The following is a 19,749-nucleotide window of genomic DNA, read 5'->3' as shown; positions in this document are numbered from 1 at the left end:
TCCAGAAAGGTCGCCGTCGACACAGCTGACGGCCGAAAGACCAGAGTAACGCACAGAGGGGCCGGAGAATTCTCCGACCCCTCTGAACTGTGGTTACTTGACGGAACCGCCGGCCGCCACGATCTTCTGCTCGGCAGAACCCGAGACCTTGTCGACCGAGACGGTGAGCTTCACCGCGATGTCCCCGTTGCCGAGGACCTTGACCTTCTCGTTCTTGCGAACGGCACCCTTGGCGACCAGGTCGCTGACGGTGACGTCTCCACCCTTGGGGTAGAGCTCGGCGAGCTTCTCCAGGTTCACGACCTGGTACTCGACGCGGAACGGGTTCTTGAATCCGCGCAGCTTCGGGGTGCGCATGTGCAGCGGCATCTGCCCACCCTCGAATCCGACGCGGACGGTGTTGCGGGCCTTGGTGCCCTTCGTGCCACGACCGGCCGTCTTGCCCTTGGAGCCCTCACCGCGACCGACACGGGTCTTCGCGGTGTTGGCGCCGGGGACCGGACGCAGGTGGTGCACCTTCAGAACGCCGGGACGCGTGGTCTCGGCATCCTTCTTGGCAGCAGGCTTCTTGGCGGCCGGCTTCTTGGCCGCCGTCGCCTTCTTCGGGGCCTCAGCCTTCGAAGCGGCAGCCTTGGGGGCAGCCTTCTTCGGAGCCTTCTCAGCCTCGACGGCTTCGTTCTTCTCAGCCATTAGTCGATCTCCTCAACCTTGACGAGGTGGGCGACGGTCCGGACGTAACCGCGCGTCTGCGCGTCGTCGGGGCGGACGGTGGTGTCACCGATCCGCTTCAGACCGAGGCTGCGCAGCGTGTCACGCTGGTTCTGCTTCTCGCTCACCTTGGACTTGATCTGCGTGACCTTGAGGCGCGCAGCCATCAGGCACCTACCTTCTGCGCTGCGGCCGCCTCGGCCTCCGCGCGGACGAGACGCGCCGGGGCGACCTGGTCGAACTCGAGGCCACGACGCGCGGCGACCGCACGGGGCTCCTCGAGCTGCTTCAGGGCAGCCACCGTCGCGTGCACGATGTTGATCGTGTTCGACGAGCCGAGCGACTTCGACAGCACGTCGTGGATGCCGGCGCACTCGAGCACGGCGCGGACCGGACCACCGGCGATGACACCGGTACCGGCAGCGGCCGGGCGGAGCAGCACGACACCGGCCGCGGCCTCACCCTGCACGGGGTGCGGGATGGACTTCGCGACGCGGGGGACGCGGAAGAAGTTGCGCTTGGCCTCTTCGACACCCTTCGAGATGGCCAGGGGCACCTCGCGGGCCTTGCCGTAGCCGACGCCGACCAGACCGTTGCCGTCACCGACGACCACGAGGGCGGTGAAGCTGAAGCGACGTCCACCCTTCACGACCTTGGAGACGCGGTTGATGGTGACGACGCGCTCGAGGAACTGGTTGTCCCCACGGTCGCGCGAGTTGCGGTCACGGCCACCCTGGTTGCGGTCACGACCGCCGCGGCGGCCTTCGCGCTGCGGCTCGGCCTGCGTGGTGCCTGCGGCCGTCTCGGAAGTGGCAGCTGCCGCTTCGGTCACTTCGTTCTCCTTGTTGTCACTCACAGTGCCAGCCCCCCTTCACGGGCGCCATCGGCGATCGCCGCGACACGACCTGCGTAGCGGTTGCCGCCACGGTCGAACACGGCCTCGGTGAAACCGGCGGCCTTCGCACGCTCGGCGAGCAGCTCGCCGACCTTGCGGGCCTTGGCGGTCTTGTCACCTTCGAAGCCACGGACGTCGGTCTCGAGCGTGGATGCCGAGGCGACGGTGTGCCCCTTGCTGTCGTCGACCAGCTGCACGAAGACGTGGCGTGCCGAACGGTTCACGACGAGGCGCGGACGCAGCTCGGTGCCGACGATCTTCTTGCGAAGACGGGCGTGACGACGCGCGCGGGCGTCAGACTTTGACTTGAGAGCCATGGTTACTTACCACTCTTTCCGGCCTTGCGACGCACGACCTCGCCCGCGTAGCGGACACCCTTGCCCTTGTACGGCTCGGGCTTGCGGATCTTGCGGATGTTCGCGGCTGCCTCGCCGACAGCCTGCTTGTCGATGCCACTGACCGTGAGCTTGTTGTTGCCCTCGACCGTCAGGGTGATTCCGGCGGGCGGGTCGATCAGGACCGGGTGCGAGAAGCCGAGGGCGAACTCGACCGAGCTGCCCTTCTGCTGCACGCGGTATCCGGTGCCGACGACCTCGAGGCCCTTGGTGTAGCCCTGGGTGACGCCGATGATGTTGTTGTTGATGAGCGTGCGGGTCAGGCCGTGAAGCGACCGCGACTCGCGCTCGTCGTCGGGGCGAGTGACCAGAACCTGGTTCTCCTCGACCGCGACCTCGATGGGGCTGGCGACCGTCAGGGTGAGCTCACCCTTGGGGCCCTTCACCGCGACCTCACGGCCGTCGACCGAAATGGTCACGCCCGCGGGGATCTCGATGGGAAGTCGTCCAATACGCGACATTTCGTATCACCACACGTAGGCGAGAACTTCTCCGCCCACGCCCTTCTGCTCTGCCTGACGGTCGGTGAGAAGACCGGAGGAGGTGGACAGGATGGCCACGCCGAGTCCGCCGAGGACCTTCGGCAGCTCCGTGGACTTCGCGTAGACGCGGAGGCCGGGCTTCGAGACGCGCTTGATGCCGGCGATGGAGCGCTCACGGTTCGGACCGTACTTGAGCGACAGCGTGAGGTTCTTGCCGACGCGGGCGTCGGTGACCTCCCAGCCGGAGATGTAGCCCTCCTGCTGGAGGATCTCGGCGATGTGCGTCTTCAGCTTGCTCGACGGGAGCGTCACGGAGTCGTGGTGCGCCGAGTTCGCGTTGCGCAGACGGGTCAGCATGTCTGCGACCGGGTCTGTCATTGTCATTGTGTTCTTCTTTCAGTCATGAGGTTCCGGCTGCCGTTACACGACAGACGGCCTGCGATGAGCACGCAATCTTCAATTGTACGGCACGCGGGGAGGGCCGCCTGACGGCGTCCCTCCCCGCGTCACCGCATCACGCCTGGGCGTCTTCGGACTTGAAGGGGAAGCCGAGGTGGCGCAGAAGTGCGCGGCCCTCGTCGTCCGTCTTCGCCGTCGTCACCACGGTGATGTCGAAGCCGCGAACGCGGTCGATCTTGTCCTGATCGATCTCGTGGAACACGCTCTGCTCCTGGAGACCGAAGGTGTAGTTGCCGTTGCCGTCGAACTGCTTGGCCGAGAGACCGCGGAAGTCGCGGATACGGGGCAGCGCGAGCGAGACCAGGCGGTCGATGAACTCCCACGCACGGTCGCCACGGAGGGTGACGTGCGCACCGATGGCCTGGCCCTCGCGCAGCTTGAACTGCGCGATGGACTTGCGGGCCTTCGTGACGATCGGCTTCTGGCCGGTGATCTTGGTGAGGTCGTCGACCGCACCATCGATCACCTTGCTGTCGCGAGCCGCCTCACCGACACCGGTGTTGACGACGACCTTGACGATGCCGGGGATCTGCATCACATTCTGGTAGCCGAACTCCTCCTGCAGCTTCTGCTGGATTTCGGCCTTGTACTTCTGCTTCAGGCGCGGCTGGATCTTGCCAGCCGGCGCGGCAGTGTCGGTGCTCATCAGAGGTCCTTACCTGACTTCTTCGCGTAACGCACACGGACGGTGCGCTTCACGCCGTCCTTGGTCTGCTCCTCGACGCGGTGGCCGACGCGGGTCGGCTTCTTGGTCGAGGGGTCGATGACCTGGACGTTGGAGATGTGGATGGGAGCCTCGATGGTCTCGATGCCGCCCGTCTTCGTGCCGCGCTGCGTCTGGCCGACGCGCGTGTGCTTGGTGACGTAGTTGACGCCCTCGACGATGACGCGGTTCTCGGCCACGAGGACCTCGAGAACCTTGCCCTGCTTGCCGCGGTCGCCGCCCTTGTCCTGCTTGCGGCCCGTGATGACCTGAACCAGGTCGCCCTTCTTGATGTTCGCCATGATCAAATGACCTCCGGGGCGAGCGAGACGATCTTCATGAACTTCTTGTCGCGAAGCTCACGGCCGACCGGTCCGAAGATACGGGTGCCGCGGGGCTCCCCGTCGTTCTTCAGGATGACGGCGGCGTTCTCGTCGAACTTGATGTACGAGCCGTCGGGACGGCGCGTCTCCTTCTTGGTGCGGACGATGACCGCCTTGACGACGTCGCCCTTCTTGACGTTGCCGCCCGGGATCGCGTCCTTGACGGTCGCGACGATGGTGTCACCGAGGCCGGCGTAACGGCGGCGCGAGCCACCGAGAACGCGGATGGTGAGCAGTTCCTTCGCGCCGGTGTTGTCGGCGACCTTGAGGCGGGACTCCTGCTGAATCACTTGGCCTTCTCCAGAATCTCAACCAGACGCCAGCGCTTGGTGGCGCTGAGCGGCCGGGTCTCGTTGATGAGGACCAGGTCGCCGATGCCGGCGGTGTTGCCCTCGTCGTGCGCCTTCACCTTGGAGGTGCGGCGGATGACCTTGCCGTACAGCGGGTGCTTCACGCGGTCCTCGACCTCGACGACGATGGTCTTGTCCATCTTGTCGCTGACGACGTAGCCGCGGCGGGACTTGCGGTAACCGCGAGCGTCCGCGTCGCGCACGTCGTGCTCGCCGTGCTCCACGGTGTCCGCCTTGACGGCAGCCTTCTTCTCAGCCATTACTCGGCCTCCTCCTTGGGCGCCTCAGCCGAATCGGCCTTCTTCGCCTTTGCCTTGGACGCCTTCTTGGCCGGAGCCTCGACCGGAGCGGGCGTCGCACGGATGCCCAGCTCGCGCTCGCGGATCACGGTGTACAGGCGCGCGATGTCGCGCTTGACGGCGCGGATGCGGCCGTGGCTCTCCAGCTGGCCGGTGGCCGACTGGAAACGGAGGTTGAACAGCTCCTCCTTGGCCTTACGCAGCTCCTCGACGAGGCGCTGGTCTTCGAACGTGTCGAGCTCGCTGGGAGCGAGCTCCTTGGTGCCGATCGCCATTACGCGTCGCCCTCCTCGCGCTTGATGATGCGTGCCTTGAGAGGCAGCTTGTGGATAGCACGGGTCAGTGCTTCGCGAGCGAGCTGCTCGCTGACGCCGGCGACCTCGAAGAGGACGCGACCCGGCTTGACGTTGGCGACCCACCACTCGGGGGAACCCTTACCGGAACCCATGCGGGTTTCGGCCGGCTTCTTGGTGAGCGGACGGTCGGGGTAGATGTTGATCCACACCTTGCCACCGCGCTTGATGTGACGGGTCATCGCGATACGAGCGGACTCGATCTGACGGTTCGTCACATACGCGGGGGTGAGGGCCTGGATACCGTACTCGCCGAAGGAGACCTTCGTGCCGCCGGTTGCCTGGCCGCTGCGCCCCGGGTGGTGCTGCTTGCGGAACTTGACCTTACGGGGAATAAGCATCAGGCAGACGCTCCTTCTGCGACGGGGGCCTCGTTGCGAGGGCCACGGCGACGGTCGCCACCGCGGTCGTCACGACCGCGCGACTTGGGCGCGTTGGCCTGCTCGCGAGCGAGTTCCTTGTTGGTGAGGTCACCCTTGTAGATCCAGACCTTCACGCCGATGCGGCCGAAGGTGGTCTTGGCCTCGTAGAAGCCGTAGTCGATGTTCGCGCGCAGCGTGTGCAGCGGCACACGACCCTCGCGGTAGAACTCCGACCGGCTCATCTCGGCGCCGCCGAGACGGCCCGAGACCTGGATGCGGATGCCCTTGGCGCCGGCGCGCTGAGCGCCCTGCAGACCCTTGCGCATCGCACGACGGAACGCCACACGAGCAGACAGCTGCTCGGCGATGCCCTGCGCGACGAGCTGAGCGTCGGCCTCGGGGTTCTTGACCTCGAGGATGTTCAGCTGGATCTGCTTGCCGGTGAGCTTCTCGAGGTCGCCGCGGATGCGCTCGGCCTCGGCACCACGACGACCGATGACGATTCCGGGACGCGCGGTGTGGATGTCCACACGCACGCGGTCACGGGTCCGCTCGATCTCGATGTTGCTGACGCCGGCACGGTCCAGCTGCGTCTTCAGCAGGTTACGGATCTTGATGTCCTCGGCGACGTAGTCCGCGTAGCGCTGACCCGGCTTCGTCGAGTCAGAGAACCAGCGCGAGACGTGGTCGGTGGTGATACCGAGGCGGAAGCCGTACGGGTTTACCTTCTGTCCCATTACTTGCTCGCCTTCTTCTTGCTGTCACCCTCGGCCGCGGCAGCGACCTCCGGCGTCGAGAGCACGACCGTGATGTGGCTCGTGCGCTTCTTGATCTGGAAAGCGCGACCCTGTGCACGGGGGCGGAAACGCTTGAGCGTCGTGCCCTCGTCGACGTAGGCGTTCGCCACGTACAGGTCCTGCTCGTCGAGGTACTCGCCGTCGCGATCCGCCTTCACCTGCGCGTTGGCCATGGCCGACGCGACAAGCTTGTAGATCGGCTCACTGGCGCTCTGCGGTGCGAACTTCAGGATCGCGAGAGCTTCCTGGGCCTGCTTGCCCTTGATGAGCGCGACGACACGACGAGCCTTCTGAGGGGTCACGCGGATGTGTCGCACGCGTGCGATGGACTCCACCATTTCTCTCTCCTCTATCGCCCCCGCGTCAGCGGCGGCGGCCCTTCTTGTCGTCCTTCACGTGGCCGCGGAAGGTGCGGGTGGGCGCGAACTCGCCCAGCTTGTGACCGACCATGGTCTCGGTCACGAACACAGGGATGTGCTTGCGACCGTCGTGGACGGCGATGGTGTGTCCCAGCATGGCGGGGATGATCATCGAGCGTCGCGACCAGGTCTTGATGACGTTCTTCGTGCCGGCTTCGTTCTGCACGACCACCTTGCGAAGCAGGTGCTCGTCGACGAAGGGGCCCTTCTTAAGACTGCGAGGCATCTTCTCTTACTCCTACTTACGCTTCTTGCCGGCGTTACGACGACGCACGATGTACTTGTCGCTTTCCTTGTTGGCGTGGCGGGTGCGACCCTCAGCCTGACCCCAAGGAGTGACGGGGTGACGTCCACCGGACGTCTTGCCCTCACCACCACCGTGCGGGTGGTCGACCGGGTTCATGGCGACACCGCGCACGGTCGGGCGGACGCCCTTCCAGCGCTTGCGGCCGGCCTTGCCCCAGTTGATGTTGGACTGCTCGGCGTTGCCGACCTCGCCGATGGTGGCGCGGCAGCGGGCGTCGACGTTGCGGATCTCGCCCGACGGCAGACGGAGCTGCGCGTAGGGACCGTCCTTGGCGACGAGACGCACCGAGGTGCCGGCCGAGCGAGCCAGCTTCGCGCCGCCGCCGGGGCGGAGCTCGATCGCGTGGATCACGGTACCGGTGGGGATGTTCTTCAGCGGCAGGTTGTTGCCCGGCTTGATGTCAGCCGATGCACCCGACTCGATGATGTCGCCCTGGCTCAGCTTGTTCGGCGCGAGAATGTAGCGCTTCTCGCCGTCGAAGTAGTGCAGCAGTGCGATACGTGCGGTGCGGTTGGGGTCGTACTCGATGTGAGCGACCTTGGCGTTCACGCCGTCCTTGTCATTGCGACGGAAGTCGATGACACGGTACTGGCGCTTGTGGCCACCACCGATGTGACGGGTCGTGATGCGGCCCTGGTTGTTGCGGCCACCGGTCTTCGACAGGGGACGCAGCAGCGACTTCTCGGGCGTCGATCGAGTGATCTCGGCGAAGTCGGCCACCGACGAACCGCGACGACCCGGGGTCGTGGGCTTGTACTTGCGAATAGCCATGATTGTCCTTATCCCCCGGATCAGCCGATTGCCGTGAAGATGTCGATGGTGCCCGACTTCAGGGTGACGATGGCGCGCTTGGTGTCCTTGCGCTTGCCGGTGCCGAAGCGGGTGCGACGGGCCTTGCCGACGCGGTTGATCGTGTTGACCGCTGCGACCTTGACGTCGAAGATCTTCTCGATGGCGAGCTTGATCTCAGTCTTGGAGGCGCGCGGGTCCACGAGGAACGTGTACTTTCCCTCGTCGATGAGCGAGTAGCTCTTCTCGGACACGACCGGCTTCAGGATGATGTCGCGCGGGTCCTTGTTGAGAGCGGTCGTCAGGACGGTTGCCTGCTCGGTCATGCCGAGACCTCCTCGGTTGCGCCGGTCTTCGAAGCGATGAACGCCTCGAGTGCGGCCTTGGTGAAGACGATGTCGTCGGAGACGAGCACGTCGTAGGCGTTGAGCTGGTCGTAGGTGAGCCAGTGCACGTTCGGCAGGTTGCGAACGGACTTGAGCGTCACCTCGTCGTCACGCTGCGTGACGACCAGGACGTTCTTCGGGCCGGCGACCTGGGCGAGCAGGCTCGCGGCGGTCTTGGTCGAAGGAGCGGAGTCGATGCCGAAGGTCTCGACTGCGTGCAGACGCTCGCCGCGGAAGCGGTCGCTCAGCGCGCCCAGCAGGGCGGCGGCGATCATCTTCTTGGGGGTGCGCTGCGCGTAGTTGCGCGGCTTCGGACCGTGGACGATGCCACCACCGGTCATGTGCGGCGCGCGGATGGAGCCCTGACGAGCGTTACCCGTGCCCTTCTGCTTGAAGGGCTTGCGGCCTGCACCGGAGACCTCACCGCGACGCTTGGTCGAGTGGGTGCCCTGACGCGCAGCGGCGAGCTGTGCGACGACGACCTGGTGGATGAGCGGAATGTTCGTCTTGACGTCGAAGAGCTCGGCGGGCAGCTCGATGGAGCCGGCCTTCTTGCCGTCGGCCTTCAGGACGTCGAGCGCGAGAGTCGAGTCAGCCATGATCAGGCACCCTTCACTGCGTTGCGGACGTAGACGACGCGGCCACGCGCACCGGGGACGGCGCCCTTGACGAGCATGAGTCCCTTCTCGGCGTCGATGGCGTGCACCGTGAGGTTCAGGACGGTCACGCGCTCGCCACCCATACGGCCGGCCATGCGCATGCCCTTGAAGACGCGGCTCGGGGTCGACGATGCGCCGATGGAGCCGGGCTTGCGGTGGTTGCGGTGTGCACCGTGCGATGCCGAGACGCCCTTGAAGTTGTGGCGCTTCATGACACCCGCGGTGCCCTTGCCCTTGCTGGTGCCGACGACGTCGACCAGCTGGCCCGCCTCGAAGAGACCATCCACCGTGAGCTCCTGGCCGAGCGCGTAGTCAGCGGCATCGGCGGTGCGGATCTCGGTGACGTGGCGGCGCGGCGTGACGCCGGCAGCCTCGAAGTGAGCGGTGAGGGGCTTGTTGACCTTGCGGGGGTCGATCTGGCCCGCGGCGATCTGAACGGCGTTGTAGCCATCCTTCTCGGGGGTGCGGACCTGCGTGACCACGTTGGGTGCGAGCTCGATGACGGTGACGGGAACGATCTTGCCGTTCTCATCCCACACCTGCGTCATGCCGAGCTTGGTGCCCAGCAGTCCCTTGGAAATCTTTGCGTTGATGTCAGCCATGTCGATCCTCAGAGCTTGATCTCGATGTTGACGTCAGCCGGCAGGTCGAGACGCATCAGCGAGTCGACGGCCTTGGGCGTCGGGTCGACGATGTCGATCAGACGCTTGTGGGTGCGCATCTCGAAGTGCTCGCGGCTGTCCTTGTACTTGTGGGGCGACCGGATGACGCACACGACGTTCTTCTCGGTCGGAAGCGGCACGGGGCCGACGACGGTCGCGCCCGCACGGGTCACGGTGTCGACGATCTTGCGTGCCGACGTGTCGATGACCTCGTGGTCATACGACTTCAGGCGAATGCGGATCTTCTGTCCCGCCATTTGTCTGCTCACTCTCTTTAAGCGTCTTACCGTCCTGGGCCGGGTGACCCAGGGGCATTGGACGCACGATGACGCTGTTCACGCCTCGGCACTCGAAGGACTCCGGGGAGCCGATCTGCGCACCACTGTTCTTCTGTCAGTCCGCACGCCTCGCGGCGCACGGCAGAACCTCTCAGCAGAGGTGTCGGGGATGTTCTGCTACCCGCGGCCTAGAACCCTGCTGTCTCGTTTCGAGACGCCGTCTATGCACTGCCCTGGTAGTGATCCGCGAGGCACGCATAGCGCACCCCTGGAATGTGGAACTCATCTATTGTGCCATGGGTGATTTCGGTTCCGCAAACCCGGGCGTGTCGCGCTTGCGTCCGGGGACCGTCGGCGTGCTGCGGAGGCAGCGGAAAGGGGGTCTCTCCGTGAAGAGAGGCCCCCTTTCGGAACGCTGTTCTACTCGTTGCCGACGGCCTTGTCCGCGCCGTCGCGGATCTCATCGATCTTGTCCGCCGCCCCCGGCGCGAGCTTCTTCGCGAAGTCGGCGACCCCGTCGAGCACCTTGTCGCTGATGTCCTCGGCCTGCTCGCTCTTGACGGCCTCGGCGATCTTGTCCTTGTGCTCCTCGTACAGGTCCTTGCCCTTGTCTACGGCACCGTTGATCGAGTTCTCGATTCCCATGGCATCCCTCTCGGTCTCGTGCCGGCGCCCTCGCGCCGACGCTCCCATTCTGTCGGCCCGACCGGCCGAGTGGAAGACTCCGGGACCACGAAAGCGGGGCCGGGCCCGAAGGCCCGACCCCGCTTCGCGAGTAAGAGAAGGTACTTACTTGATGATCTTCGTGACCGTACCGGCGCCCACGGTGCGTCCACCCTCACGGATGGCGAAGCCGAGGCCCTCCTCCATGGCGATCGGCTGGATCAGCGCGACCGTCATGTCGGTGGTGTCGCCGGGCATGACCATCTCGGTGCCCTCGGGCAGCGAGATGACGCCGGTGACGTCGGTGGTGCGGAAGTAGAACTGCGGGCGGTAGTTCGTGTAGAACGGGTTGTGACGGCCACCCTCGTCCTTGGACAGGATGTACGCGGTGCCCTCGAAGTCGGTGTGCGGCGTGACCGAACCCGGCTTGACGACGACCTGACCGCGCTCGACGTCCTCACGCTTGAGGCCACGGAGCAGCAGACCGCAGTTCTCGCCGGCCCACGCCTCGTCGAGCTGCTTGTGGAACATCTCGATACCCGTGACCGTGGTCTTCTGCGTTGGGCGGATGCCGACGATCTCGACCTCGGAGTTGATGGCCAGCGTGCCACGCTCGGCGCGACCCGTGACGACGGTTCCACGACCGGTGATCGTGAAGACGTCCTCGACGGGCATCAGGAACGGCTTGTCCTTGTCGCGCACCGGGTCCGGAACGTTCGCGTCGACGGCGTCCATGAGGTCGAGGATCGACTGGACCCACTTCTCGTCACCCTCGAGCGCCTTCAGGCCCGAGACGCGGACGACAGGAGCGTCCTCTGCGAAGCCCTGCGAGGCGAGCAGCTCGGAGACCTCGAGCTCGACGAGCTCCAGGATCTCCTCGTCGTCGACCATGTCGCTCTTGTTCAGCGCGACGAGCAGGTACGGCACGCCGACCTGCTTGGCGAGCAGGACGTGCTCACGCGTCTGAGCCATCGGGCCGTCGGTGGCGGCGACCACGAGGATCGCGCCGTCCATCTGCGCAGCACCGGTGATCATGTTCTTGATGTAGTCAGCGTGACCAGGAGCGTCGACGTGCGCGTAGTGGCGCTTCGGCGTCTCGTACTCGACGTGCGAGATGTTGATCGTGATACCGCGCTGACGCTCCTCGGGAGCGGAGTCGATCGACGCGAAGTCGCGCTGAACGTTGGTCGCCGACGGGTACTTGTCGGCAAGAACCTTCGAGATCGCTGCGGTGAGCGTGGTCTTGCCGTGGTCGACGTGACCGATCGTTCCGATGTTCACGTGCGGCTTGGTCCGCTCGAACTTGGCCTTGGCCACTGGGTCCTCCTCAGGACGTTCGTGTAGAGATTGCCGGGCACTGGTTTGTGACCGGTTCTCTACGGGGTTTGATTCTCAGTTTAGTAGAGAGAGCGTTATGAAGTTGTGTGATGTCCGGGGAGGCCTTGGGCCTCCCCGGACGAGGGCTTATTCGCCCTTGGTCTTCTGGACGATCTCGTCGGCCACGGCCCGCGGGACCTCGGCGTACGAGTGGAACTCCATCGAGTAGACGGCGCGACCGGAGGTCTTCGAACGCAGGTCGCCGATGTAGCCGAACATCTCGGACAGCGGAACCTGAGCACGCACGACCTTCACGCCTGCGGCATCCTCCATCGACTGGATCTGGCCACGACGCGAGTTCAGGTCACCGATGACGTCGCCCATGTACTCCTCGGGAGTACGGACCTCGACGGCCATCAGCGGCTCGAGCAGCACGGGGTTCGCGCGGCGGATGGCCTCCTTGAAGCCCATCGAGCCTGCGATCTTGAACGCCATCTCCGAGGAGTCGACGTCGTGCGACGCGCCATCGAGCAGGATCGCCTTCACGCCCACCATCGGGTAGCCGGCCAGCGCACCGGCCGCCATGGCGTCCTGGAAGCCCTGGTCGGTCGGCGAGATGTACTCGCGCGGGATGCGACCACCGGTGACCTTGTTCTCGAACTCGTACGTCTTGTCCGAGTCCAGCTCGAGAGGCTCGATCGTGAACTGGATCTTCGCGAACTGACCCGATCCACCGGTCTGCTTCTTGTGCGTGTAGTCGTACTTCTCGACGGCCTTCTTGATCGTCTCGCGGTACGCCACCTGCGGCTTGCCGACGTTCGCCTCGACGCGGAACTCGCGCTTCATGCGGTCGACGAGGATGTCCAGGTGCAGCTCGCCCATGCCCTTGATGGTCGTCTGACCGGTCTCGGGGTTGAGCTCCGTGCGGAAGGTCGGGTCCTCTTCGGCGAGCTTCTGGATCGCGAGACCCAGCTTCTCCTGGTCGGCCTTCGTCTTCGGCTCGATCGCGACCTCGATCACCGGCTCCGGGAACGTCATCGACTCGAGGACGACCGGGGCGTTGATGTCGGCCAGGGTGTCACCGGTGGTGGTGTCCTTCAGACCGATGACGGCGTAGATGTTGCCGGCGGTCAGCGAGTCGACCGGGTTCTCCTTGTTGGCGTGCATCTGGAAGATCTTCCCGATGCGCTCCTTCTTGCCCTTGGTCGAGTTGATGACCGCGGAGCCGGAGTCCAGGTGTCCCGAGTACACGCGCACGTAGGTCAGGCGACCGAAGAACGGGTGCACGGCGACCTTGAACGCGAGAGCCGAGAACGGGTCCTTCGCGTCGGGGTGACGCTCGATGACCTTCTCCTCGTCCTTCGGGTCGTGCGCCTCGATGGCGCCGACGTCGAGGGGGTTGGGGAGGTAGTCGACGACCGCATCCAGCATCGGCTGGACACCGCGGTTCTTGAACGCGGAACCGCACAGCACCGGGTAGATCTCGCTGGCGACCACGAGCTTGCGGATCGCGCCCTTGATCTCGGCGACCGTGAGCTCCTCGCCACCGAAGAACTTCTCCAGCAGCGCGTCGTCGGTCTCGGCGACCGTCTCGAGCAGGGTCTGACGATACTCGTCGGCCTTGTCCTTGAGGTCGGCCGGGATCTCCTGGATCTCGTACGACGCGCCCATGGTCACGTCACCCTTGGCATCGCCGGGCCAGACCAGTGCGCGCATCTCGACGAGGTCGATGACGCCGACGAAGTCGTTCTCGGCACCGATCGGCAGCTGGATGACCAGCGGCTTCGCGCCCAGGCGGTTGACGATGGTGTCGACCGTGAAGTAGAAGTCCGCGCCCAGCTTGTCCATCTTGTTGACGAAGCAGATGCGGGGGACGTTGTACTTGTCGGCCTGACGCCACACGGTCTCGGACTGGGGCTCGACGCCCTCCTTGCCGTCGAAGACGGCGACGGCACCGTCGAGGACGCGGAGCGAGCGCTCCACCTCGACCGTGAAGTCCACGTGACCGGGGGTGTCGATGATGTTGATCTGGTTCTTGTTCCAGAAGCAGGTCACGGCGGCAGACGTGATCGTGATGCCGCGCTCCTTCTCCTGCTCCATCCAGTCGGTGGTCGAGGCGCCGTCGTGCGTCTCGCCCAGCTTGTGGTTGACGCCCGTGTAGAACAGGATGCGCTCGGTCGTGGTGGTCTTGCCGGCATCGATGTGCGCCATGATGCCGATGTTGCGGACCTTGCTCAGGTCGGTGAGCACGTCTTGTGCCACAGGAGTGTCCTTATCTTTCTTGCAGGGATGCTGCGAGGAGAGGGAGGGTGCCCGCCTCCGGCGCGTGGCCGGAGGCGGGCGAAGCTGTTACCAGCGGTAGTGAGCGAACGCGCGGTTCGACTCGGCCATCTTGTGCGTGTCCTCACGGCGCTTGACCGCGGCACCGAGACCGTTCGAGGCGTCCAGGATCTCGTTCTGCAGACGCTCGGTCATCGTCTTCTCACGACGACCCTTCGCGTAGCTGACGAGCCAGCGCAGCGCGAGGGTGTTCGCGCGGTGCGGCTTGACTTCGACCGGAACCTGGTAGGTCGAGCCACCGACGCGGCGGCTGCGGACCTCCAGGGTGGGGCGCACGTTGTCGAGCGCCTTCTTGAGCGTGGCGACAGCGTCCTCACCGTTCTTGGCGTGGACGCCGGCGAGAGCGCCGTACACGATCGACTCGGCGAGCGACTTCTTGCCGTCGACGAGGATCTTGTTCACGAGCGACGTGACGATCGGAGCGCCGTATACCGGGTCGTTGACGACGGGGCGCTTGGGGGCGGGACCCTTACGAGGCATCTAACTCAACCCTTCTTCGCGCCGTAGCGGGAACGAGCCTGCTTACGGTTCTTGACTGCCTGGGTGTCCAGGGCGCCACGGACGATCTTGTAACGCACACCGGGGAGGTCCTTCACACGACCGCCGCGCACGAGCACCAGCGAGTGCTCCTGCAGGTTGTGGCCCTCACCGGGGATGTACGCGGTGACCTCGGTACCGTTGCGCAGCTTCACACGAGCGACCTTGCGCATCGCCGAGTTCGGCTTCTTGGGGGTGGTGGTGTAGACGCGGGTGCAGACCCCGGCCTGCTGCGGGTTCGACTTCAGGGCGGGCGCCTTGGTCTTGGTGACCTTGGGCGAACGACCCTTGCGAACCAACTGCTGAATGGTTGGCACGTTCTCTCCTAGTAGTGCTGCACGGTGACAGCGCGATGGATTCACATCAGACCCACCGGCACGCCGGAATCGACGCGCTTTTGGTGTGGTGGGTATGCCGTGGGGGCTGACCGGTATGGACCGGAGCCCGTGTGCAGGCACGCCGAGACGTGCACACACCTGATCAAGTGTAATGCCGCGTCACATACCCGGTCAAATGAGGGCGTGTGCTACCGCCTCCCGACCAGTGCCAGCGCGGGTGAGTACCCTATGAGATGTGGAGCGCTCACTGGAGACGCAGGTCGACCAGGCCGTCGAGGCCTGGTTGCGCTGGGTGCCGCGCTGGGAGCCGGCCACCCATCGCGGACGCGTCGCGCCGTGCCGGCGCTGCCTCGGCTCCCCCATCCTCTCAGCGGTCGGCATCGGCGGCAACGTTCCGCACGGCGTCCAGCACGGGCTGTCCACGCGCATCAAGACGATCGTGGATCACGCCGTCGCCGACTACACCGCGCACAATCTGCCCATGCTCCAGCGCGAGCTCGATCAGCAGTCCGCGCGCAATCGTGCACGCAGCTACCGCCCAAGCGAGGACCTCGCGCCGGAATTCGAGGGGATGCCGCTGGACCCCGATCCCGTCCCCGGCGCCCCCTTCCTCTTCACGATCGCAGGGCTGGCCGACGAGGAGAGCGCCGAGCTGCCCCCGCTGCCGCCGCTGAGCGACGAGGCCAAGGCCGCGCTGCGCCAGGAGGTCACGCTCGCCGACGAGTACGCGAACATGGTGGGGCGGGAGATCTGCGGCATCCTGCTCCGGCACCGGCTCGCCGTCCAGGCGGCCATCTCGCAGTACGTCGAGCCGCAGATCGAGGCGATGCTCGAGGAGCTGACGCGTTCTCTGGATGCTCCGTTCGATCCGGACGGACTCTGACCTACTCTTCTTCCTCCCACGGCCAGGTCGGATGCTGGGCCAGTGTGCGTCGCAGGGCGACGCCGCCCCAGGCCGCGACCGCGGCGGCCAGCAGGACCACAGCACTCGCCCCGCCCGTCACCAGATCGCCGGCGACCGCCAGCGCAGTGACGGGATCCCCAGCGACCACCAGGGCGCACAGAGCCACCGCGACCAGATGCGACAGTGCGGTCGCCAGCGCGGTCACCCACACCGAACGGTAGAGCGGCCTGGCGATGCGCACCGCGGCCCACTCGACGCCGGCGAAGACCGCGACACCGACGGCCATGCCGACGATGCCGGGTCCCTGCCCCAGCCCTGGGACCGTGATGATGTCGGCATCCGTCGCGAAGCTCAGCGCCCCGAGGCCCACGATCGCGAGCGCGAAGAAGCTGACCGTCGACAGCACCAGCGCCAGGACAGCCGAAACCCCCGCGGACTCGGGCCCGCGGGGGTTCGGCGTGTTGGTGTTCGTGGTCTACCTCGGCAGCGTCGGGCCGGCCTCGAGCGTGCGCTCGTACTCGCGCTGCGCCTCGGCGTTCAGCTCGGTCTTGCGGGCGCCGCTGCGGGCCACCCATGCACCGAACCAGATGGTGAGCTCGCGGCCGAGCACGAAGGCCGCGATCGCGAGCGGCGAGAACAGCTGCTCGTTGACCAGTTCGGCCCCCTGCGAGGCCGTGATCATCCAGAACGGCGCCTCGAACAGCTGACCGAGGATGTAACCGAAGTAGGACGCGACGCCGACCAGCAGCCCGAAGATCACCCAGCGACCCCAGGGCCCGCGGTTGATGATCGCGCCCAGCAGCCAGAAGGACAGGAAGAACACGACCACCGGCGTCCAGAAGCCCCAGGTCGTCAGGGGCGCGAGGGCCGCGTCGCCGATGTTGTCGGCGATGACCTCGCCGCTGATCGCCCCGATCGCAAGCACGACGCCGAGGAACAGCACCGCGAACACGAGCGTCGCCAGCAGGCCGATGAGGCCGGCGGTGCCGCGGTTGCCGCGGTCGCGCGGCGGCTCCGGGGCCTGCACGAAGATCGGCTGCATGGCGGCCGGCGCTGCGGCCGCCACGACGACCGGCTCGGACGGCAGGACGTGCGTCTCGGCATCGCGCGGCTCGTCGTACACGGACGTGACGGACGTCGGCGCGTCCGCGACGATGTTCGAACGATCGTCGATGGCTGTGGTCGCCGCGGCTGCCGCGGCGATCTCGGCAGACGTGTCGTCGTCCGCCGTTTCGGAGGGAGTCGGGGTCGCGACGACGGGCGTCTCGCCGCCGGCGATGCCGTCGCGCGCCGCCGGAGTGCCCTCGGGAAGGCTCGAGAACGTCCCGGGGTGCGCCTTCTCCATCTCCTCGAACGCGGCGAGGTCAGGGTCGACGGCTGGCTCGGACGCGGCGTCGGGTTCGGTCGGCTCGTGCCGCGCGGCAGGAACATCGGCACCCGCTGCGGCGGCCTCATCGAGACCGGCCCGGGCGCTGTCGACGACGTCGTTGACGTCTTTCGGCTTCTCTGGCTGGGGAACCTCGGGGTCACTCATGGGGGCGCCTCTCGTCGGATATGTGCACTGCGAGGGTATCGCCGCTCATGCGAGCGCTCCGGGAGGCGTGCCGACGTGTCGACAGGTCAGGGCACGAGCTCGCGCAGACCATTGCCGACGATCTCGACGACAGCGGGCCCCGCAGGGAACGCGAACCACAGGAGCACGCCGACGACGCCCGCGCACAGCACGCCGACGAACCAGCTGAACGCCAGATTGCGCCCTCCCACCCGTGCCATGTGATCACGGTACGTCCGGCCGCACTGGGCGGCGGGGATTGAAACGCCGGGCGGGCGGCGTGCGCCGGGTCCCACGCGGCGAGCGTGTCCGGGTTCGTGCGGGTTCCGCAGGCGTCCATCCACCACAACCCGGACACGCAAGGATGCGATCTGCAAGGATCGCTCGGGGCACAGCCACCGATCGGCGCTCGGGCAGGGCGTTCACAACTCCTCATCGACGGCGACGATCGGGGACGCCGCAGCCGCACATGCCCGACTTTCCGGGGCACGCGGCCGGGCGCGTGCCGATCAATGCGGAGTTACGAACCGGCCGCGCCGCCCGGGACCTGCACTCCGGGCAGCGCCCACGCGCTGAACGCCGGGCCGTCCGCGCGCAGGACCACTGCGCCGTCGGATGCCTCTGCGAGCACCGCTTCGCCGAACAACGCCTCGGCTTCGGCTGCGGCCACCGAGGATGCGGGAAGCACGAGCTCCGCGTCGTCGCGCGTCGCGAGCACGAGTACCGATTCATCCGCCGATTCGCGCACGAACACCACCGTCCCATCATCGACGTGCAGCCACCGTAGGCCGCCCGTCGCGAGAACGGGGTGATCGCGACGCAGGCCGATCAGTGACCGGTACAGGTCGAGGCGCGATGCCACCTCGGGGTCGCTCTCACTCCCCCACGGCATCGGCGTACGGCTCGATTCGCCATCCGCGCCGATGAGGCCGAACTCGTCCCCGGCGAACACGACGGGCACGCCCGGCAGCGTCATCGACAGGCCAACGGCGACCGGGATGGTCCCTTCGGCGGCGTTCGTCGCGAAGCGGGCCGTGTCGTGCGTGTCCAGCGGCTGCATGTTGCCCAGCCGCACCCGCCACGGGATGCCGGCGGTGAATCGCGTCACGGCATCGACGAAATCGCGCGCCGTGTACCTCGGGATGCCCCCGAGCGGCTGCGTGAAGAACCACGGTTCGGTCGTGACCGTCCCGTCCCATTCCGCATACGGCATACCGGCCGGCTCACTCAGCCATCCCCACAGCGGACGCGTGAACGACGGGTAGGTCATCGCACCGTGCCAGCCGTCGCCCTGCAGATCGCTCGCGGCGTCGTTCGTCGACTCGCCCAGCAGGATGGCGTCCGGATTGACCCGCCGCACCGCCTCGGCGAACAGGGTGCGCACTTCGGCGTTGAGATCGACGGCGCCCAGGCGCCCCGTCATGTTCGCCACGTCGATGCGCCACCCGTCGATGCCGAACGGCGGTTTCAGCCACTTCGCGACGATCGAGTCCTCGTTCGTCACGAAGCGCCTGCGCAGTTCCTCGCTCGACCAGTCGAACTTCGGCAGCGAGCTGTGACCGAGCCAGGACTCGTACGCGGTGTTCTCGGCATCCGTGAAGTAGTAGAACTCCTCCTCGATCGCGCCGGGGGTGCCGTAGGCGGCCCGGAACCACTCGTGCCGGTCGCCGGAGTGGTTGCTCGTGAGATCGCCGATCACCCGGATGCCGCGCGCGTGCGCAGCCTCGATCAGCTCGATGTACGCCGCCTCGCCGCCGAGCAGCGGGTCGATCCTGTCGAAGCTCGACGCGTCGTAGCGGTGGTTCGACGCCGCAGGGAAGATCGGCGTGAGATAGAGCAGGTTCACCCCGAGCGACACGAGGTGGTCGAGGCACTCGGTGATCCCCGGGAGATCACCGCCGTAGAACTGTCGTCCACGGCCCGGCGAGACCGGGTCGACCGGGTCGTCCCAGGATGCCGGGATCGCCCAGTCCGGCGAGGCATGCTCATCGGCCTGCGCCGACCGCGCGAACCGGTCGGGGAACACCTGATACATCACGCTGTCGTGCAGCCATGACGGCGGCGCTGGACGCGCGACGAGAGCGAAATCGTCGTCGTCGCGGGTCTCGATCCGGTGCAGACCCGTCTGATTGAGCCATTCGATGCCGCCGTCGGCATGCAGCAGCACGAACCGGTATCCGTGCCGCGGGTTGCGCACCGTGATCGGAGCCTCCCACCACTCCCAGCCGTCCGCGAGGCCCAGCCGGACGGCGTCCGTCCACTCCGGTTCGTGGTCGGGATTGGAGCGGGTGCGCACGGCATCCAGCGGTCCGTATCCGAGCGGAACCCGCAGCCGAACCGTCACCACCTCGCCCAGGTCCGGCGCATCGTGCGAGACGTACAGCGGGGACCCGTCGTGGTGCGGCAGCATTC

At 66.5% G+C, this 19,749-nt stretch carries 30 protein-coding genes; 1 reads left to right on the top strand and 29 read right to left on the bottom strand.

Annotated features, from left to right (window positions below; translation table 11 throughout):
• Nucleotides 1–93: 93 nt before the first annotated feature.
• The 25 genes from rplO to rpsL all read right to left on the bottom strand — a co-directional run bounded on the left by rplO (nt 94) and on the right by rpsL (nt 14,860).
• Entirely contained in the window at nt 94–690 is a 597-nt protein-coding gene (rplO, locus tag OED01_RS03460; RefSeq protein WP_264157001.1) for a 50S ribosomal protein L15, read from the bottom strand.
• Nucleotides 690–875, bottom strand: coding sequence for a 50S ribosomal protein L30 (gene rpmD, locus OED01_RS03455; RefSeq protein ID WP_179432942.1), 186 nt, complete (start codon nt 873–875; stop codon nt 690–692). The genes rplO and rpmD overlap by 1 nt, the downstream gene beginning before the upstream one ends.
• Nucleotides 875–1,564, bottom strand: coding sequence for a 30S ribosomal protein S5 (gene rpsE / locus OED01_RS03450; RefSeq protein ID WP_413231603.1), 690 nt, complete (start codon nt 1,562–1,564; stop codon nt 875–877). Before rpsE ends, rpmD begins: the two co-directional genes overlap by 1 nt.
• Nucleotides 1,561–1,920, bottom strand: coding sequence for a 50S ribosomal protein L18 (gene rplR / locus OED01_RS03445; RefSeq protein ID WP_264156999.1), 360 nt, complete (start codon nt 1,918–1,920; stop codon nt 1,561–1,563). Before rplR ends, rpsE begins: the two co-directional genes overlap by 4 nt.
• Before the next feature lie 2 nt (nt 1,921–1,922).
• Nucleotides 1,923–2,459, bottom strand: a complete 537-nt coding sequence (gene rplF, locus OED01_RS03440) for a 50S ribosomal protein L6 (protein ID WP_264156998.1) — start codon at nt 2,457–2,459, stop codon at nt 1,923–1,925.
• Nucleotides 2,460–2,465: 6 nt separating this feature from the next.
• Entirely contained in the window at nt 2,466–2,864 is a 399-nt protein-coding gene (rpsH, locus tag OED01_RS03435; RefSeq protein ID WP_264156997.1) for a 30S ribosomal protein S8, read from the bottom strand.
• 130 nt (nt 2,865–2,994) lie between these two features.
• Nucleotides 2,995–3,585, bottom strand: coding sequence for a 50S ribosomal protein L5 (gene rplE / locus OED01_RS03430; protein WP_264156996.1), 591 nt, complete (start codon nt 3,583–3,585; stop codon nt 2,995–2,997).
• Entirely contained in the window at nt 3,585–3,944 is a 360-nt protein-coding gene (gene rplX / locus OED01_RS03425) for a 50S ribosomal protein L24 (RefSeq protein ID WP_243229792.1), read from the bottom strand. The genes rplE and rplX overlap by 1 nt, the downstream gene beginning before the upstream one ends.
• Nucleotides 3,945–3,946: 2 nt before the next feature.
• Nucleotides 3,947–4,315 (bottom strand): 50S ribosomal protein L14, encoded by a 369-nt coding sequence (gene rplN / locus OED01_RS03420; protein ID WP_025102399.1) that lies wholly within the window; start codon nt 4,313–4,315, stop codon nt 3,947–3,949.
• On the bottom strand, nt 4,312–4,635 hold the full coding sequence (rpsQ, locus tag OED01_RS03415; protein WP_264156995.1) for a 30S ribosomal protein S17: 324 nt from the start codon (nt 4,633–4,635) through the stop codon (nt 4,312–4,314). The genes rplN and rpsQ overlap by 4 nt, the downstream gene beginning before the upstream one ends.
• The gene (rpmC, locus tag OED01_RS03410) at nt 4,635–4,949 is read right to left on the bottom strand and encodes a 50S ribosomal protein L29 (protein ID WP_264156994.1); all 315 of its coding nucleotides are present in this window, start codon (nt 4,947–4,949) and stop codon (nt 4,635–4,637) included. The genes rpsQ and rpmC overlap by 1 nt, the downstream gene beginning before the upstream one ends.
• Complete coding sequence (gene rplP / locus OED01_RS03405) at nt 4,949–5,368, bottom strand: 50S ribosomal protein L16 (protein ID WP_264156993.1); 420 nt, start codon at nt 5,366–5,368, stop codon at nt 4,949–4,951. The genes rpmC and rplP overlap by 1 nt, the downstream gene beginning before the upstream one ends.
• The gene (gene rpsC, locus OED01_RS03400) at nt 5,368–6,126 is read right to left on the bottom strand and encodes a 30S ribosomal protein S3 (protein ID WP_264156992.1); all 759 of its coding nucleotides are present in this window, start codon (nt 6,124–6,126) and stop codon (nt 5,368–5,370) included. Before rpsC ends, rplP begins: the two co-directional genes overlap by 1 nt.
• Nucleotides 6,126–6,524, bottom strand: a complete 399-nt coding sequence (rplV, locus tag OED01_RS03395; RefSeq protein WP_147037973.1) for a 50S ribosomal protein L22 — start codon at nt 6,522–6,524, stop codon at nt 6,126–6,128. The genes rpsC and rplV overlap by 1 nt, the downstream gene beginning before the upstream one ends.
• Nucleotides 6,525–6,549: 25 nt before the next feature.
• The gene (gene rpsS / locus OED01_RS03390; RefSeq protein WP_018171448.1) at nt 6,550–6,831 is read right to left on the bottom strand and encodes a 30S ribosomal protein S19; all 282 of its coding nucleotides are present in this window, start codon (nt 6,829–6,831) and stop codon (nt 6,550–6,552) included.
• Nucleotides 6,832–6,843: 12 nt separating this feature from the next.
• Complete coding sequence (gene rplB, locus OED01_RS03385) at nt 6,844–7,683, bottom strand: 50S ribosomal protein L2 (protein WP_264156991.1); 840 nt, start codon at nt 7,681–7,683, stop codon at nt 6,844–6,846.
• Between the two features lie 20 nt (nt 7,684–7,703).
• The gene (rplW, locus tag OED01_RS03380; protein ID WP_264156990.1) at nt 7,704–8,027 is read right to left on the bottom strand and encodes a 50S ribosomal protein L23; all 324 of its coding nucleotides are present in this window, start codon (nt 8,025–8,027) and stop codon (nt 7,704–7,706) included.
• Nucleotides 8,024–8,686, bottom strand: coding sequence for a 50S ribosomal protein L4 (rplD, locus tag OED01_RS03375; protein ID WP_264156989.1), 663 nt, complete (start codon nt 8,684–8,686; stop codon nt 8,024–8,026). Before rplD ends, rplW begins: the two co-directional genes overlap by 4 nt.
• A gap of 2 nt (nt 8,687–8,688) precedes the next feature.
• Complete coding sequence (gene rplC / locus OED01_RS03370; protein ID WP_264156988.1) at nt 8,689–9,348, bottom strand: 50S ribosomal protein L3; 660 nt, start codon at nt 9,346–9,348, stop codon at nt 8,689–8,691.
• Between the two features lie 8 nt (nt 9,349–9,356).
• Nucleotides 9,357–9,665 carry a 30S ribosomal protein S10 gene (gene rpsJ / locus OED01_RS03365; RefSeq protein WP_017201594.1) on the bottom strand — a complete coding sequence of 103 codons (309 nt, stop codon included), beginning with the start codon at nt 9,663–9,665 and terminating at the stop codon, nt 9,357–9,359.
• 441 nt (nt 9,666–10,106) lie between these two features.
• The gene (locus OED01_RS03360; protein ID WP_264156987.1) at nt 10,107–10,331 is read right to left on the bottom strand and encodes a hypothetical protein; all 225 of its coding nucleotides are present in this window, start codon (nt 10,329–10,331) and stop codon (nt 10,107–10,109) included.
• Nucleotides 10,332–10,475: 144 nt separating this feature from the next.
• Nucleotides 10,476–11,666, bottom strand: a complete 1,191-nt coding sequence (gene tuf / locus OED01_RS03355; RefSeq protein ID WP_264156986.1) for an elongation factor Tu — start codon at nt 11,664–11,666, stop codon at nt 10,476–10,478.
• Nucleotides 11,667–11,813: 147 nt separating this feature from the next.
• A complete protein-coding gene (fusA, locus tag OED01_RS03350) occupies nt 11,814–13,928 on the bottom strand; it encodes an elongation factor G (RefSeq protein ID WP_264156985.1) in 2,115 nt (704 codons plus the stop codon).
• Between the two features lie 87 nt (nt 13,929–14,015).
• Nucleotides 14,016–14,486, bottom strand: coding sequence for a 30S ribosomal protein S7 (gene rpsG / locus OED01_RS03345; protein WP_264156984.1), 471 nt, complete (start codon nt 14,484–14,486; stop codon nt 14,016–14,018).
• 5 nt (nt 14,487–14,491) lie between these two features.
• Nucleotides 14,492–14,860: a 30S ribosomal protein S12 gene (gene rpsL, locus OED01_RS03340; protein WP_017201609.1), complete on the bottom strand. Its 369-nt coding sequence runs from the start codon at nt 14,858–14,860 to the stop codon at nt 14,492–14,494.
• A 256-nt stretch (nt 14,861–15,116) separates the two neighbouring features.
• On the opposite strand from rpsL, the gene OED01_RS03335 reads away from it, so the two are divergent.
• Entirely contained in the window at nt 15,117–15,764 is a 648-nt protein-coding gene (locus OED01_RS03335; RefSeq protein WP_264156983.1) for a spermidine/putrescine ABC transporter substrate-binding protein, read from the top strand.
• Between the two features lies 1 nt (nt 15,765).
• Here OED01_RS03335 and OED01_RS03330 read toward each other — a convergent pair whose 3' ends face one another.
• The 4 genes from OED01_RS03330 to OED01_RS03315 form a co-directional block, all read right to left on the bottom strand.
• Complete coding sequence (locus OED01_RS03330; protein WP_264156982.1) at nt 15,766–16,191, bottom strand: hypothetical protein; 426 nt, start codon at nt 16,189–16,191, stop codon at nt 15,766–15,768.
• A gap of 69 nt (nt 16,192–16,260) precedes the next feature.
• Entirely contained in the window at nt 16,261–17,319 is a 1,059-nt protein-coding gene (locus tag OED01_RS03325; RefSeq protein WP_264156981.1) for a DMT family transporter, read from the bottom strand.
• Between the two features lie 86 nt (nt 17,320–17,405).
• Complete coding sequence (locus OED01_RS03320; protein ID WP_264156980.1) at nt 17,406–17,558, bottom strand: hypothetical protein; 153 nt, start codon at nt 17,556–17,558, stop codon at nt 17,406–17,408.
• A 299-nt stretch (nt 17,559–17,857) separates the two neighbouring features.
• Complete coding sequence (locus OED01_RS03315; protein WP_264156979.1) at nt 17,858–19,747, bottom strand: glycoside hydrolase family 13 protein; 1,890 nt, start codon at nt 19,745–19,747, stop codon at nt 17,858–17,860.
• Nucleotides 19,748–19,749 lie beyond the last annotated feature (2 nt).

The organism is Microbacterium sp. M28, from assembly GCF_025836995.1.
In the GTDB taxonomy this organism is placed as follows: Bacteria; Actinomycetota; Actinomycetes; order Actinomycetales; family Microbacteriaceae; genus Microbacterium.
This window is presented reverse-complemented; position numbering and strand designations above follow the sequence as displayed.